At 47.2% G+C, this 15,564-nt stretch carries 14 protein-coding genes and 1 pseudogene; 11 read left to right on the top strand and 4 right to left on the bottom strand.

From position 1 onward, the window contains the following. The first annotated feature begins 350 nt into the window (after nt 1-350). The 6 genes and pseudogenes from EL645_RS22155 (at nt 351) to istB (ending at nt 5,890) form a co-directional block, all read left to right on the top strand. A complete protein-coding gene (locus EL645_RS22155) occupies nt 351-809 on the top strand; it encodes a hypothetical protein (protein WP_136625265.1) in 459 nt (152 codons plus the stop codon). After that, the gene (locus EL645_RS22150) at nt 806-1,438 is read left to right on the top strand and encodes a relaxase/mobilization nuclease domain-containing protein (RefSeq protein ID WP_126552513.1); all 633 of its coding nucleotides are present in this window, start codon (nt 806-808) and stop codon (nt 1,436-1,438) included. Before EL645_RS22155 ends, EL645_RS22150 begins: the two co-directional genes overlap by 4 nt. Further along, entirely contained in the window at nt 1,435-3,312 is a 1,878-nt protein-coding gene (locus EL645_RS22145; protein ID WP_126552512.1) for a type IV secretory system conjugative DNA transfer family protein, read from the top strand. Before EL645_RS22150 ends, EL645_RS22145 begins: the two co-directional genes overlap by 4 nt. Before the next feature lie 59 nt (nt 3,313-3,371). Continuing rightward, nucleotides 3,372-3,779 (top strand): hypothetical protein, encoded by a 408-nt coding sequence (locus EL645_RS22140; RefSeq protein WP_126552511.1) that lies wholly within the window; start codon nt 3,372-3,374, stop codon nt 3,777-3,779. A gap of 70 nt (nt 3,780-3,849) precedes the next feature. Continuing rightward, nucleotides 3,850-5,100: an IS21 family transposase gene (gene istA / locus EL645_RS22135; protein ID WP_126548761.1), complete on the top strand. Its 1,251-nt coding sequence runs from the start codon at nt 3,850-3,852 to the stop codon at nt 5,098-5,100. Then, nucleotides 5,097-5,890: pseudogene (istB, locus tag EL645_RS22130) on the top strand (IS21-like element helper ATPase IstB). The gene istA and the pseudogene istB overlap by 4 nt, the downstream one beginning before the upstream one ends. On the opposite strand, the gene EL645_RS44420 reads toward istB, so the two are convergent. After that, nucleotides 5,837-5,965: a hypothetical protein gene (locus EL645_RS44420; protein WP_281276353.1), complete on the bottom strand. Its 129-nt coding sequence runs from the start codon at nt 5,963-5,965 to the stop codon at nt 5,837-5,839. The pseudogene istB and the gene EL645_RS44420 sit on opposite strands and share 54 nt — an antisense overlap. 3 nt (nt 5,966-5,968) lie before the next feature. On the opposite strand from EL645_RS44420, the gene EL645_RS22125 reads away from it, so the two are divergent. Both EL645_RS22125 and EL645_RS22120 read left to right on the top strand, forming a co-directional pair. Beyond that, the gene (locus EL645_RS22125; RefSeq protein WP_126552509.1) at nt 5,969-6,577 is read left to right on the top strand and encodes a hypothetical protein; all 609 of its coding nucleotides are present in this window, start codon (nt 5,969-5,971) and stop codon (nt 6,575-6,577) included. A 103-nt stretch (nt 6,578-6,680) separates the two neighbouring features. Next, nucleotides 6,681-7,733: a HEAT repeat domain-containing protein gene (locus tag EL645_RS22120; RefSeq protein WP_126552508.1), complete on the top strand. Its 1,053-nt coding sequence runs from the start codon at nt 6,681-6,683 to the stop codon at nt 7,731-7,733. Nucleotides 7,734-7,799: 66 nt separating this feature from the next. Here EL645_RS22120 and EL645_RS22115 read toward each other — a convergent pair whose 3' ends face one another. Then, nucleotides 7,800-8,279, bottom strand: coding sequence for a hypothetical protein (locus EL645_RS22115; protein ID WP_126552507.1), 480 nt, complete (start codon nt 8,277-8,279; stop codon nt 7,800-7,802). A gap of 9 nt (nt 8,280-8,288) precedes the next feature. Next, the gene (locus EL645_RS22110) at nt 8,289-8,948 is read right to left on the bottom strand and encodes a DUF6304 family protein (RefSeq protein WP_126552506.1); all 660 of its coding nucleotides are present in this window, start codon (nt 8,946-8,948) and stop codon (nt 8,289-8,291) included. Nucleotides 8,949-9,068: 120 nt separating this feature from the next. Here EL645_RS22110 and EL645_RS22105 point away from each other — a divergent pair, with 120 nt between their 5' ends. After that, entirely contained in the window at nt 9,069-9,635 is a 567-nt protein-coding gene (locus EL645_RS22105) for a hypothetical protein (protein ID WP_126552505.1), read from the top strand. A 263-nt stretch (nt 9,636-9,898) separates the two neighbouring features. Here the strand turns inward: EL645_RS22105 and EL645_RS44415 are convergent, their stop codons facing one another. Continuing rightward, nucleotides 9,899-10,027, bottom strand: coding sequence for a hypothetical protein (locus EL645_RS44415; protein WP_281276352.1), 129 nt, complete (start codon nt 10,025-10,027; stop codon nt 9,899-9,901). Between the two features lie 446 nt (nt 10,028-10,473). Here EL645_RS44415 and tnpC point away from each other — a divergent pair, with 446 nt between their 5' ends. Further along, a complete protein-coding gene (tnpC, locus tag EL645_RS22100; protein ID WP_126548577.1) occupies nt 10,474-11,961 on the top strand; it encodes an IS66 family transposase in 1,488 nt (495 codons plus the stop codon). Nucleotides 11,962-12,020: 59 nt separating this feature from the next. Beyond that, nucleotides 12,021-15,557 (top strand): hypothetical protein, encoded by a 3,537-nt coding sequence (locus EL645_RS22095; RefSeq protein ID WP_126552504.1) that lies wholly within the window; start codon nt 12,021-12,023, stop codon nt 15,555-15,557. Nucleotides 15,558-15,564 lie beyond the last annotated feature (7 nt).

Genomic DNA, 15,564 nt, shown 5'->3' with positions numbered 1-15,564 from the left:
CATGCTTCAGGGCTTCTCTTCTTGTTCGCAGGAAGAGAAGCTTCCTCCTGATACTCCATCAAGCAGGTAACCCACCATACAATGAGCGCTATTTCCAACGGGCAACCTGCTATCTCAGGCACATAAAATCCCGCAGAGTTGAGGTGCATAACGAACAGAGCAGCACCCCGAGCGCAGGGTCTACCACGCTTGCGAGCGGGTAGGCAAGATAAAGGGAGCTCCGCTCCCACACTCGAGTAGCACTGTTGACTCCAGGAAGGGCTTGTGAGGAGGAACGAGGAAGAGCGCTATGGGTGTCGGCGAAAAACGCGGAGTGTCATAGTCACACTGGTATGAAATCGGAGAAAGAGATGAAAAAAGAACGGCTCAATATCTATCTGGATTCTGGATTACGGGCAGCGATCCGTGATCTGGCTGGAAGCGACGGGCATAGTAGCCAGGTCGCGGAAGAGCTACTGCGTTTAGGGTTGGGATTGAAGAAAGGTGAAACGATCGAGCAGCAATCTTTGCCAGTCATTCGCGATCTCCTTCAGTATGAATTGCGCAGGTCTTTGTCGCAGTTGCGTACGGAGATGCGGGAAGATATGCAACTTGAGATCCTCAATGAAATGAAGGCTGTAGCACGCCGAAGCGATGACCGTCTGGCATCCTTGATTGTGCGCGCTATTCGCGAAGGGGGATTGAGTCGGCGCATGGTCTATGCGTTGCTGGCCAGGGATGATGCCCAGTTTGCGTTGCATGTTTATGACGATGCCAGGGCCAAGGTAGGCAAGGATCTCGCTGCGCGTTCAGGTGATGGACACGCATGATTGCGAAAGGGACAGGTTTTGTAAAGGGGAAGAAACAGGTGGCAGGCAAAAAGCTGGCCTACCATCTGAAGTATCTCCAGTATCGACCACGAGGATCAGAAGAGACACGCGAACAGCGCTTTTTCTTTAATGCGGCTGAAGATCATGTGGATAGAAAGATGATCCAGGAAGAGATTATGGCCCATACCTCTAGAGCGGTCAGCTATCACCGTTTTGTACTCTCCCCTTCCCAGGAGGAGCCGATCCTGGATTGGATGGAGTGGACACGTGCCGTGATGCGCGACCTTGAACACTATAAGGGACAGGCACTCCATTGGTATGCCATTCACCATACCAATACAGATGATCCGCATATTCATATCGTGTTGGCCGGGAGCGGAGAAGACCGCCAGACTGGTCAGCCAGGTCCAGTGAAAATGTTGACGAAAGATAAGTCTCCCAATGGCCATGATGATTGGGAGTTTTTACGGGCACGAGGCAGAGAGCATAGTGAGTATGAGCACTATCAATATCTGCAAGAGACGCTGAAAGAGCTCGATAGAGAGGATATGTTACCTCAGCAACTACACAGAAGCCTGACAGTACAACAACATGAACAGAACTCTATACACAAAGGTCTGGAAAGATGACACGACGTCTATTACTTATTGCCTGCCTCGCTATGGCAGGATTTTTCCTCTGGTTTTCGGGATTATTTCTGCATGGCTTTCATAATGCCATCCTGACATTCGCATTTCTAGCAAACTATCTTACACCCCAGCAGTATCACGCCATGGCGATTGATCAAGCCTGGCATCAGTGGTGGCGGATAGGAGACCTGCAACGCTGGGACATATATCAGCATGATAGAGCACTCCAGCTAGTGACAGTAGCCTATGCCCAACTCGCAGGTCTAGGGATCATCATCGCGGGTGCCCTACTGATGCCATGGCACAACATGAAGCTGAAGGCATCCACCGTTCATGGTTCAGCACATTGGGCAAGCATCAGGGAAGCGCGCACACTCCTGAAGGATCGCGGCCAGAAAGCGGTCGTACAAAGTCAACTACCGATAGGAGTCTATAAAGGTCAGCATCTGGCTCTAAAAGAAAAACAACTTGAAGAGCATGTCCTGATTGTTGGTCCGAGCGGCAAGGGCAAGACCGCAGGTGTAATTGCGCCAGGCATTTTATCTGAGCGTGGGAACCGTTCACTTGTCATCATCGATCCCAAGCAGGAACTGGTTAAACTGACAGCCGGAGCAGTCTCACAATCGATGCAGGTCTGGCTCTTTGCGCCGACACAACCAGAACAGAGCCATCGCTATAATCCACTGGCCCATATTTACACGATGGAAGATGCAGAGGAGTTTGCTACTTGCTGGGTCTCCAATACAGGCAGAAGTAGCGATCCCTTCTGGGATAGGAATACGGAGCTGCTGATCACAGCTATCGTGCTCCACCTTCGAGATGCAGAGCCGAATGCTCCGTTTTCTCGCCTGGCGGATATCCTTACAGGATCGTCATTTGCAGACATAGAAGCACTCTTTGAGGCAAGTCCATCAGTCCAGGCGAAGAAGACCGCCGCAGCGTTTCTCAAAAATCTCAAGTTGAATGAGAAGACCGCCGGAGGCGTGATGACGGATATAGCTGGACGCTTTTTCCGCCTGCAAAATCCAACCCTGGCGGCGGTTACCACATCAAATGATATTGACTTCAACGCCATGATCAAGCAGCCGACAGCCTTCTATCTCTCGATCCCAGCCAGTGCAGCCGAACGGATACAGCCACTCACAGCCTGTTTACTCATGCAAATGTTCACGGCATTTGTGAACCGGGCAGAACAAGATCCACGAGGACAGCTACCACGCGGGATTACCTGCTATCTCGATGAATTTGCCAATGCAGGCAAAATCCCACAGATGGCGCAAAAGATCAGTATGTTGCGCAGTACAAAAGTCGGGCTCATCCTGGCCATCCAGAACTATGCACAGCTCGACGCTCTCTATGGTTCCGAGAGCAAAGAGACAATCCTGAGTAATACTACCACCCATATCGTGTTACCCGGAACTGGCCAGGACGAAGCCGAATTCTATTCGCGCCGCATCGGAACCGCAACCGCTATTGGCCAGAGTATCAACAAAAATGCCCAGCAACAAAGCGAGAGTTGGAGCCAGGGACAACAAGAAATCGGGCGCAGGTTGATTATGCCAGAAGAGATCCGCACTATGAAAAAAGGCGAGATGCTACTCCTGACAGATACCATCGCGCCCATCAAATTCCGCAACATTCCCTATTATCAATCGCACCTGATCAAGCGTGCCAATCTCCCATTCCAGCATCCAAGAATGCTCATAGAAAAACAACACACAGATCAGACACCCACGAAACCTGATGGGAACCGCCAGAAAGAGGATGCGGAACCCATCCATAAGACACCAATAGAGTTGGGAACCGAACAGCCAGGGATGACATTAGAACAGGAAAAGCACGCTCCTAACCATCCAACATTGTCGCCTGATTAAAAATTATACGAAATAGCATAGGCTTATTCAGTATCATATAGAAAGATCAGAGTAGCATTATGAAAGATCAGCAGACCCGACTTCAAGCCTTCGCATCACTCTCCTGGTATGAAGAAACGATCAAATTCATCTTTAACTTTATCACCAAGACCAGTGAACTCCTGCTTGCAGCAGGCATCGTCATGAGCACAGCCAACTTCTTGACCGACGGCGATATCATGAGCCAGAACAAGCCCCTCTCGGATGCCTGGTCATGGGCACAAGCCATCGCGATTGATAGTAGCCTCGGCATTGTCTTTATGAACGCCTTTCAAGCCGTCCGCGAACGAGAGAAGATCAAAGCCATTATCTTCTTCACCCTCGCTGGCCTGCTAGCCACAGTCGCAGGCCTGATCACCCACTTCGACGCCCTGGCACACGCCGCAGGGCTCCCCGTTATTAAGGACGGTGTATACTCGAGCCGGTGAAGAATTGACCGACCCCAAGAAGGCGGTAGACTGAGGATATAAACACAACAATATTCTCAGGAGACCGACCATGCTTAGGAGTCAGACAGTGCTAACAATACACGATCTTTACACACAGGGGAAGAATGTACAGGAAATTGCTCAGGAGTTGGAGATCTCACGCACAACGGTACGCAAATACTTGAAACATCCCGAGGCGGTGATCCCGAAACCGCGTCCGGTGCGTCCCTCCAAGCTTGATCCATTTAAAGAACAGATCAAGAAGTGGGTCATGGAAGACCATTGCACCAATTGCGAGGTGATCTTCGAGCGGTTACAGAAGATGGGCTACACCGGCAGGATCAGTATCCTCAAGGAATACGTGCAGCCGCTGCGGGCTGCAGTGGCTGGCCACGCGCCCGTACAACGATACGAAACCAATCCAGGAGAGCAGGTTCAATTCGATTGGGGCGAGTTTGTATACGAGCATGAGGGTCAGATGCGTAAATTTTATGGATTTACGGCTATCCTTGGCTATTCACGCATGCGCTTTGTGACCTTTGTGAAGCGTTGCGACACACCCACGCTCATCCGCTGCTTAATGGAGGCATTTGAGTACTTTGGTGGCTTAACGAAGGTTGCGCTGACGGATCGCATGAAGAGCGTCCTCTTAGAAATGGAGGAGAACAAGCCGCGGTGGAATCCCCGCTTTGCCGATTTCATGGTTTCCATTGGAGTTGGCGCACGCGTCTGCAAGCCGTACACACCACAAACGAAGGGCAAAGTCGAGCGTACAGTCAGCCATGTCAAGAAGAGTTTATGGGGTGGGGTCACCTTTACCGATCTGGATGATCTCAATCGCCAGGCGCATGCGTGGTGCGAGCGTATCAACTCCCGTGTGCATCGCACGACCCATGCACGGCCCGTGGATCGCCTTGCCGAAGAGAAGCTGCTGCCCTTGCCCCAAGACTTTGCTTGGGAACGCTTCGCCACCGAAGAGCGCAAAGTCACCTGGGATGGCTACGTCTCCTACGATGGCGTGCTGTATGGGCTGCCAGGGACGCTGCAACTGGCAGGCAAACAGGTCCAGGTACGTGAGCGCAAGGGCTTGCTCACCGTCTGGTCGGCTGGCACTCAGGTGTTTGCTATCGAGAAGCGACCGCGCTCGCAAGAGAGCGTGCCGCACGCGGACCAGTGGAAGACCGTCGCCTCCGTCTCAGCTACCCGCCGTGCGCCCACGCCCTTAGGCCATTTGCAGCCTGCCCCGGACGTCGAAAGCCGTCCCCTCCAGGAGTATGATCAGTATTGTGGAGTCGTGACCATGCAGGAGGTGGTCGCATGAAGAAAGGAGTATACAAACAACTGAACTTAACGCACTTGGAAGCAGCACTGCCACACGTCCTAAATGCGGCCCGGCACGAGCAGTGGACCTATGAGATGTTGCTGGAACGAGCTCTGGCTGCGGAGTTAGATGGACGTGAGCAGAAGGCCATCGCTCGGCGGCTCAAAGCGGCGCGCATTCCTGGAAAAAAGACCTTGGATGGGTTCGATTTCTCCTTTCAGCCGACCCTTTCCGAACGGCGACTGCGGGAACTGGCGGATCTCTCGTTTGTGCGAACCTGTACCAATGTAGTCTTCCTCGGCCCTCCGGGGACAGGCAAAACACACTTGAGCTTGGCGTTGGCGGATCGAGCGCTCGCAGCAGGGCATTCCGTGTTGTTTACGACCCTGGCTGAGCTCGCACAGGCCCTGGAAAGTGCATCGCATCCTGGCCTCATGCGGCAGCGTCTGCGGCGCTATATCGCGCCCAGTCTGCTGGTCATCGACGAAGTCGGCTACACCAAGCTGTCACAGGAGCAGGCGCACCACTTCTTTGAGTTGGTGACGGCACGCTATGAGCATGGCTCGATCATCCTGACCTCCAACACGAGCTTTGCTCAATGGGGCGCTCTCCTGGGGATGAAGTGCTTGCCACAGCACTGCTCGACAGGCTGCTTCACCATGCTGAGGTTATCCCCATTAATGGGCGCAGTTATCGCATGAAGGAGCGTCAGACCGAGCGTACGAGCCTCTCAGCCTCACCGGAAGTGGCTCTCAGCGCCACCGGCGGCAAATCTACCGGCGTTCGGTAAGCGGCGTTTGTGCGCCGGCGTTGGGATCACTTGATTCTGGCGCAGTTTGGTCGGCATTTGTTCGCCGGCGCTCATGGAATGTTGTTCTTTGGAGTTCGTTTCACTAGGGCGGCCAATTCTCAATCGGCTCGTGATTACACCGGCCTTGACACCGTCACCGACACCCACGTATCCGGAGTCATCCCACTCTGGATTATGACTGCCCTCCGCTCAGTCGCCGTGATTGGCTTTTTGCTGGCATCCAGACTCAAAGACTTCTCATTCAACCAATTACGCGACGAATGGACGCAAGGAAACTCAAGAAAAAATGACCTTGATCGAGAACCCATAAAGATACAGATTGATTATCGATTACTCGCCCGCGCTATTGTCGATACCATGCAACAAACAGAAACCCCACAACAAATCAATATTGAGGAACTAGCTGAGAATATGGCCGCATTGCCCAGACCATATTCAAACGAGAATGGGAACCAGCGGGAACCCGAGTCCAATCAAGAAGATCACAAGCAAATATCTGAGCAACAGGAAGACGTAACACAGAAACCCACACATATCGAAGAGAAGCTACAAACTGCCTATCAAGCACTACTCCACGAAGGCGAAAAGATTACCGGAACCAATTTGAGCAAACGGGCAGGTGTAAGAAAACAAACCGCCCTGGAGTGGCTCCATCGGCACGAATAAATAGCGGCCAGCAAATTGACGGTACAGAAGTATTAAATTAAAATAATGAGAATACTTCGATAAACATATCTCTAAAGAGTACACTTGTGAAAAAAGAGGATACGTGAGTCATATTGAAAAAGCCCAAGAGATAGAGAGCCTTATCAATGCATTAAATAATCGGCATTGGAGAACACGCAACGAAGCAGCTGATGCATTGATCCAAATAGGTTTGCCAGCAGTCGAGCCACTCATGGATGCAATCAGAAACTCGCGGTTTGGATACCACTACTTATCAGAAGCGGCACGAGCACTGGGCAGCATTGGAGATAAACGCGCGGTAAACCTGCTGATTGACGTTTTGGCTAGCGACCATGTTCATGCAGCTCAAGAAGCTGCCAAAACGCTTGGATACATAGGTGATCCAAAGGCTGTTGAGCCACTCATTAGCGTTTTTCGCCATGATTGGGATGACGAAGAAACAATCACAGCATGGCAAATGGCATCAAAAGCGCTTGCTGATATTGGTCAGCCTGCACTTCCAGCACTACGGGTAGCACTCAAAGATGAAAACTGTATTGTACGCCAGTATGTCGTTTATGCATTGGGTCAATTTAAAAATGTGCAGGTCATACCTGATCTCATCGGTATGATCCAGGACAATGATCGCCTTGTGCGCGCCACTATGGCTGAAGCGCTAGGTCATGTAGGGGAACAGCAAGCTATCGAGCCTCTTGTTACTCTGCTCACAGACAAAGATGCATATGTACGACAAAGAACATGCTATGCCATCGGTAAGCTTGGAGGATTAAAGGCATTTGATCCTCTCATCAACGCGCTAAGTGACCCGGACCCAGCCACGCGTACGGCTGCCATTATCAATCTAGTGAAGATAGATAAGAAGCAGGATGCTATTCCTAACTCAAAGGAACACCATATTGTTACTGAATATCTGAGCCAGGAACAAAAAGAGCGCATACTTACTCTTCTCCTTGAAGCTTTGCAGGACTCCACTGGTATAGTTCGTGCTGCTGCCGCTTATGCATTAGGCCAGCAAGGTGACCAACGAGCATTGCCCGCACTATACCAGCTGCAGCAAAATGATACAGAGTATGCAGGTGCAGATAGAGTTTGTGATTCCGCACTGAGAGCAATTCAATCTATTCAAAAATGTTAACACAGAATGTGGGGCTCAAGGGCTTGTTCTTCGATCTCCCAATACATATTATATAAAAGCCCAATTCTATGAGGCATCAGAGGCTTGCATTCCACGGTTCGCATACTCGAATGCCTGGATAGCCTTTTGAAGTTTCTGATGCTCATCAAGAGGAATGGTCAAATCACCATCCCGATACTGCAGTTGACCCAATTGATGGAAAAGCCTTTTAGCAAAGGATAGTAGATCGCACTCCATCCGCAGAACAGTTTTCCCTTTTTCATCCGACCAGTCGGCAATGTCCCGAAACCAGACAATATGGATCAACACCTGTTCTCTCTGGCGTACAAACAACCAGCGATATTCTCCCGGCTCATTCCACCAGGAGCATTTAGCATCACTTGCTCCCAATAGTAATAAGCGTACCGCCCAGAGCAAAGGCTCTAATGGTGGTGATGGAATAGAGGAAGCTGTAATGATTGCTTTCTCTATTCCATCACCGAGCACGGCGACCCAGCTATCCTTGTAGAGCTTTTGAAGGGTAAAAACCAACTTTCCGGCAGACATATATATCCTTTATCCGCGATAGCCAGTCCCAGGCTTACGCAGTTCAAATTCATCACAACGATAAGTCTCTTGAACATACTCAGTATGTGTATCCCAGAGATCCAGGATATCGCGTTTTGTTTGTGCTGCCAGATACACTTGTTTGTTTCCACGAAAACAAGCCATACACCCAAACAACCCATTTCCATACGGGCTATAATCTGAAAAAGCACATGAGAAACATATTTGCATGGTGACATCGTTGGGAAGCTGCTTTTGCAAATCAAGGAGTTCATCTTCAAAGTATCCACTCTTGCCTTGAGAGGAGAAGCAAGTATTCATAATATTTAATGTCAAGGCAACAATTTCTCGATCAGTGCCGCCGTTAGAAGTAGGCACGCCAAGTACAAAAGAAATATGCAGGATACCTTGCACCTTTTCTTTCTGAAAAAGCATCGGAATTGGCATATCAACTTCAAGGCTAAAACCACGAAGCTCTCCACGATCAAGGGTAAAGGACTGCAACGCTAACGCATCAACGCTACTAGTCGGCATCCAATCATCAAACATAGTACTTATAAACTCAACATCGCGTAGCACCATACGTAGCTTTTTGCCATCATTTCGTATTGTTGTGGACACCTCTCCCTGAGGATCACGGTACAGGGCTGGATACGTTTCAGCAAACATCGGAGTTCCTTTCAAATTTGATGTAAATGGACCGTTTAAATTAGATATGCGATACTTTTAATATCAGCATTATTTAAAGTCAGCTTTGTAAGTTTTCCTTTAGTACATTGTAGAGGAGCAATGATGAGCTTTTATGAACGATATCAACAAGGATATCATCAGGCTGTATATGATGCCTTGTTCGCAAAGCAAGATCAAATTCGCGAACCCTCTCTTTATGAGGATGCATCAGATGTCATGCGCTTGATGATGCAAAGAGTACGCATCAATATCGAAATGATTATACAGCGCCTGCCAACAATTGGATATGAACATCACAAAGGATTATGCAGAGAGTTCTACACACAGCAAGAGAGAGAGATGTACGAAAAGGAAATACCTCTTTTCCAGACTCCGGCACCACATGTGCATGAACAACTTGCAACATTAGACCAGCTCAGTGGATCGCTACCGCTCTCCCTGCGCTATTTTTATCAAGAAGTCGGATGTGTCAACCTGGTTGGTGCATTTTCATCAATGAAAGCCAGCCATGGATACAAATTAGATCCTCTTTGTATTTGTCCTCTGGACATTGCACTCATACAAGTTACGATGTTTGGCGAGAACTGGAAGGAAGATCCAGATTATTGCTTTCCGGTGATTGTTTCCATAAGTATGAATATAGTGGCGGTGGAACTTACGACATGATACTTCCCTGCAAAGCGATCGATACCATTTTCGTTGGGGAACCACACAACATCACTTTTATAAATTATTTAAGGCTCTGCATTCTCCAATGGGGCGGCTTTCCAGGATTAGAGCACCATGCATTTTTATCACAAGAGCAATTACATTACTTGACACATAATTTACTCCCTTTTTAGTAACATGATTGATTGCATATAAAAATCATGTGCCTCATCCTAAACCGCCTCATTGGTCTGCTGTCCAACGTCGCATGCGTTATCTACCTACTTCAATACCACGGCGCATGCCACCACCAACACACGTATACGATGAATCATGATCGCCCTCTGCTCAATCGCAGTGATTGGCTTTTTGAGGGAACCAGTCGGAACCCGAGGCAACTCAAGAGGCACACGAACAAACTCCTGAGCCAAAGGAAGTCATAGTGCAGAAATCAAATGTAAGGAAGAAGTGATGGTCGCTTTCTGAACTCCATCTGAGAGCATGATACTCCAAATCTCTTGGGAAGCTTCAAGAAATAACATTCTGTTTTACTCATCCACTCTAAGAAAAGATTAGTCCTTCGTCATTTTTTGCAGGAAAAGTTACACTCATAGAAACCCTTCTCATTATGCTGGTTGAGTAACCCCGCCTTCATAATCACAAAATCTTAATGAAATCATTATCTTCTGAGTACTTAAAAGTATTTACAAAACAATCCCAAGACACTATTATCTTTATACATGCGCAATTGACTCTTGTGTATGTATAAAGATAATAATACAAGTATCAAATTAAAGATTGATTGTAACTACTCAGTACCTTGAGAAAAGCTGGACAAAGCTGATAAACTAAGAGCATGACAGAAGAAGAAGTGAGAAATCTTCAGAAAGCCTACCGAGAGCTCAAAGAGCAAGCAGAGGCATTCAAAGAGCAAGCAGAGCAGAAAGATCGCAGGATCGAAGAGCTCGAAGGATTGCTCATAGGTGCCTTGTTGCGCATTGAAGAGCTTGAACGGCGATTGGGAAAAGATAGTCATAATAGTAGTAAACCTCCTTCCAGTGATGGATTGGGTCGCAAACCTGGCAAACAGCGGCGCAAAAGCGGCAAGACTTCCGGTGGACAAGCCGGTCACCACGGTCATACCCTGATGCAAGCATTGACTCCTGATAGCGTCGTGCTTCATCGTCCAACGCACTGTGAAGCATGTCAGTACCCTCTTGAGCAGGAGGCAGCTATCACCAACGAACGCCGTCAAGTCCACGATCTGCCCACGTGGCGTTTGCTGGTCGAGGAGCATTGCCGACAAGCAATCTGCTGCCCCTATTGCCAGCATGTGACGCAGGCGTCTTTTCCGGCAGGCGTCGATGCTGCTGTCCAGTATGGCCCGCAGGTCCAAGCCTTGGCGGTCTATCTTTCCCACTTTCAACTGGTGCCACTGCAACGCACCTGTGAAGCTCTTGCTGATCTGTGCGGGTGTCAGTTGTCCGAAGGCACGCTGGTCCGTTGGATTGCTCAGGCAGCCAAGACCCTTGAGTCGAGCATCGAGCGGATCAAAACCTTACTGCTGGCCAGCCCCTTGCAACATGCTGACGAAACGGGGATGCGTGTCAAAGGCATCTTGCATTGGATGCATCTCAATGCGACTCCCTGGCTCACCCTGTACTCCTGGCATCGCAAACGAGGGCATCAGGCTCTGGAGCAGATTGGGATCTGGCCACACTATCAGGGCCGCTCCATGCATGATCGCTGGTCCAGCTATGATCGCTACCTCTGTACCCATAGCCTCTGCGGAGCCCACCTGCTACGCGACTGCCTGTATGTCGCCGAACAGGAGAAGCAGCCTTGGGGACAAGCCATGTTCGATCTGTTGCTGGCGATGAAGCAAGCCGCTGATCGCTGGCGCCTCCAAGGAGCGAGCGCCGTCCCCACCCCCGAACGGGAGCAGTGGCTTGCCCAGTATTTTGCCATTCTGGCCGCTGGCTTTGCCACGCATGCCGCTCAAGCCCCTCCCCCAGGAAGTCTGCAGCCCAAACGACAAGGACGCAAAAAACAGGAAGCCTCCAAGAATCTGCTCGATGCGCTCTTAAAGCGAGCTGATCAAGTGTTGGGTTTTCTGGAGGACCTGTCTGTGCCTTTTACCAACAATCTCGCCGAACGAGATTTACGCATGGTGAAAGTGCAGCAAAAGATTTCCGGAACCTTCCGCAGTGACGATGGAGCTACGGCTTTTTGCATCATTCGCAGCTATCTTTCAACCATGCGCAAGCAGGGGCGCTCAATGCTTGCTGCCATTGCTGCGGTTTTTGCTGGTTCTCCTTTCCCCATTGCATGGGCTACTGAGTAGTTACGATTGATTTACGGTTAATAGATCCCTCAACTAAAGGAAAAGATTGGAGAATTCAATTGAGCTATATAGAATATTATCATCGAACTATCCAACAGCATGAAACTGGTTTAAAATTTGTATTAGGGGGAACAGGTCTGGGAAAAACTAGCAGTATCCGGAAAGTTATCAAGTTACCAGAAAATCAAGAACGCAAGTTCATCTATCTAGCCAATCGAAAACAACTTGTCGAGGGAATGGGGCAGGATCTCGACCGAGAGAATCAATCTTCCCAATATGTAATTCTACACCGTGATTTAGATGTAGTCCTTAATACCCTGAAAAGACAACGCTCCGCTTTTTACGAGTTACTAGAAAGCGCTTTTTTTATAGAAAAAGTCAAACGTTGGAATGATAGTAACCTTCGAAGGCGAATTGATCTTCCCACCGTTCGGCGCTCATGTAAGACACTTGAAGAAATAATTACAACGCAGGTAGTACTCCCTTCAATAGTTGAAGAACAGCTACAACCTCACGCTCGAATAGTGCTTGAAGCATTTAAGGCTGCATTATTAGGTGCAGGAAATAAGCGTGATACAAGTCCCGATTATCAGAAATTGGCGGATCACCCAATTATTCAATCTCTTTTTCCATTCGTAGCATTTAAACGTCGTCCAGAAATTCGTTTGTTAATTGCCACTATCCAAAAAACCTTTTATGGCTTCTTTGATGGGTTAAAGAATATAAATCTCACACGTATGAAAAAAAAGGATGGTGGTTATATTATTTTCCTTGATGAATTTGACTTTCTAGAAAATGATCTCGTTGGCTTAATCTGTCGAGAGCCACATGTTCGTAATCCATTCTGGGTAGATGAGTTATTCTATCGAGCGATGAAGCGGCATAAACTTCCTCTAGAAACCTATCCTATTCCAGGTGATATTCGTGAACGTATCAAACAGATTAATCTCATTATCGATCATGACATCATTGATCAGCAAGGCTTGCATTTCCCAGATATTAATCAATTCACTAGTAATATCTCACATCAGCGACCGAAGAGAAAAGGAGAAAAGACACGTTTATCCTCGGTGATTTTCCGAACACTGCATACGATCAGCACAGATAACCTCTACCTAAAAGAGACCAATCGTTCTTTTGAAATCATAACTAGTCCAAACAACCTAATGGACCAAACGTTACACCGTGCATTGCCCTTTTTTGAAAAGGTAAGTCTAGCATGTGAATTAATCCTGCTGCTATTTAAAGAACTAGAACGAGGAGATGATGAAGTTATTTACCACGAATTAGTGCGACACTGCTTCCAAGATACTATTTTCCCAGAAGAATTAGCTCTAATTTCTCAGTTCTCATATCCACGTAGACGCATGAGTGAGCAATCATCTCTAGATGCTTTATTGGAGAGTGGTTATAGCCTATATGATATTCATGATCTCCAACAGAAGACAGACGAGGAGGAGGTAGAAGTTCGTCACTATGGTATGTTGACCACACCAGAAACCTTGCTGGAAAATCTTGCTCTGCATAACCTTGTTTTTGGTCTATCAGCTACAGCCGATATCCAGCGGCACGTACATCATTTTAATATTAATTGGTTACGTCAAAAATTAGCTAAAAATTGGATTGAAGTCGATGAGGAAGACAAAAAAATTATCCATGATTTAAATAAAGAAAAAGCACAGATTAGAAACAACGAGATCGATCTCGTTGTTCTAGACGCTCTCAACCAAGAAGATATATATCAACAACGGCTTTTTGAATTTATCTTAGCAGTCGAAAAAGACGAAGATTTTGGAAACGAAACCCACGAGGGACATCTTAAACAGCGTATCCAACTTTTCTTCTCTTCATTGATCTGGTTAGGAGTTAATGCAAAAAAAGATAAAAACGCAACCTGCCTATTATTCCTCACAACTTTCCGACAAATCAAACTCATATTTGATCGTTATCCCACACCTGACGAGAACCTGTTTGTCGTCAATCGACGCGATAGAGATAGCAATCCCTGGTTCGACGTTTACGAGATTCTCATCCAAGGTCAAATCTTTATCATAGTTTTTTACAATGCTCAGTTAGGAGCTACTGTTCGGCAAAGGCCAGAGGCCCAAAGCAAGTTCGATGCACTCTTCTGGGAAGGTAAACCGGTGATAGTCGTTACACAATATCTTTCTGCAGGGAATGGAGTCAATCTCCAATATTGGTCCTCACCCACGAAGACAGAGCAAAAAGATTTTACCTATATAGGTTTGCTTGAAGCACCCTACTTCTACTTTAGTAAGCCAGATAATGATTTGCCGTATAGTGATAAAATCGCTGCATTAAAAGAGAATATTTGGTACCAAGCAAAATTGTATACAGAAAATATTATTACTGAACGCCGTTTCAAACAAATACTTAGTACATTAGATGATCCCTGGGAATGGAACAATCGCTATCTGGAACATCCCGATACAAGCGCTGATGCATTGTTTAATCATATGGCAACATTCATGCAAGCTTTAGGGCGTATCGAACGAATCTGGGGTAAAATGGATGATCAGACAGTATTACTAAGTCAAAGCGTCCATCAACATTTTTACCGTTTCAGCAATCCTGAATTCGATCAAACAAGACAAGAACGTGAACCTATTATCTCTCATAATCTGCAACGCATCTTTGAGAAAATTCATGCTGAACGAGCGCCAAGAGAACGTGAGATAAGCCGCTACAAGGATGGGCGTTTGGAAGGTAAGAATGAGCGCAGTCGTCAAAAAATCCTGTTATTACTCAATCGTTTGGAAGGATTACGCAACGGAAATGGTGATAGAGAAGCACGTAAAATCTGGCTTCATATACGTCAAGAAGTATTGCGACATAACTTCCAAGATACACAGCTCCGAGGTTATGCATGCGTTGCGTCATCATCATATTACCATGATGCAACATTACATCTTACGCTTCAAAATGAAATTATTCCTGCACGCCTTGTCCAACATGATACTTATAATTGGCATATGAATGCCCTCTATTCAGTAATAAAAGATAACATTGTTGTTCGTGACTATTTTTTATCACAAGATTACAAACTAGCATTTGATCCAAATTGCCCATCATTCTTTACTCCATATTGCTATCAAGCAATTCTGACCGGGGCTATTGGTGAAGAGGCAATCACAGCTTTACTTCAAGAGGAGAAAATATCTTTAGAAGATGTACCTGATGAGGTTTTTGAGTTAGCTGATTTAAAGGTTCAAGATTGCCCATGCTACATTGATGGGAAATATTACAACGAACACACGCTAGAACGCTTTACCATTCCACCAGAGGATCCAAGAAGCCACCCAAAATTGAATGAAGCTCACTTTAAAGATAGTGCGCGCCACAAAGTAGAAAAACTTCGTGCATATCATGGAACGCCTGTGAAACTCGTTTACATTAATTTAATCAGCAGCCATCCACGTCCTTATGGTTGCTACAATGATGATTTTGAAGAAGTGGATTTTTCGACAGCCTCTATCATCATCATTCAAGGAGCTCTACAAAGGAAACATCCAAATGCCTACCACAAAGCATTCGAATATTTCCTTCAAGACTTACAATCCCTTTTAGCGCTATAAACTCTTT

The sequence above is a fragment of the Dictyobacter kobayashii genome (genome assembly GCF_003967555.1).
Classification (GTDB): domain Bacteria; phylum Chloroflexota; class Ktedonobacteria; order Ktedonobacterales; family Ktedonobacteraceae; genus Dictyobacter; species Dictyobacter kobayashii.
Note: the sequence above shows the minus strand (reverse complement) of the source record. Positions and strands in the feature narration are given on the sequence as shown.

Coding starts and splice junctions, on each gene's coding strand:
- EL645_RS22155 (WP_136625265.1), top strand. CDS start 351: ATGAAAAAAGAACGGCTCAATATCTATCTGGATTCTGGATTACGGGCA.
- EL645_RS22150 (WP_126552513.1), top strand. CDS start 806: ATGATTGCGAAAGGGACAGGTTTTGTAAAGGGGAAGAAACAGGTGGCA.
- EL645_RS22145 (WP_126552512.1), top strand. CDS start 1,435: ATGACACGACGTCTATTACTTATTGCCTGCCTCGCTATGGCAGGATTT.
- EL645_RS22140 (WP_126552511.1), top strand. CDS start 3,372: ATGAAAGATCAGCAGACCCGACTTCAAGCCTTCGCATCACTCTCCTGG.
- istA (WP_126548761.1), top strand. CDS start 3,850: ATGCTTAGGAGTCAGACAGTGCTAACAATACACGATCTTTACACACAG.
- EL645_RS44420 (WP_281276353.1), bottom strand. CDS start 5,965: ATGAGCGCCGGCGAACAAATGCCGACCAAACTGCGCCAGAATCAAGTG.
- EL645_RS22125 (WP_126552509.1), top strand. CDS start 5,969: ATGTTGTTCTTTGGAGTTCGTTTCACTAGGGCGGCCAATTCTCAATCG.
- EL645_RS22115 (WP_126552507.1), bottom strand. CDS start 8,279: ATGTCTGCCGGAAAGTTGGTTTTTACCCTTCAAAAGCTCTACAAGGAT.
- EL645_RS22110 (WP_126552506.1), bottom strand. CDS start 8,948: ATGTTTGCTGAAACGTATCCAGCCCTGTACCGTGATCCTCAGGGAGAG.
- EL645_RS22105 (WP_126552505.1), top strand. CDS start 9,069: ATGATGAGCTTTTATGAACGATATCAACAAGGATATCATCAGGCTGTA.
- tnpC (WP_126548577.1), top strand. CDS start 10,474: ATGACAGAAGAAGAAGTGAGAAATCTTCAGAAAGCCTACCGAGAGCTC.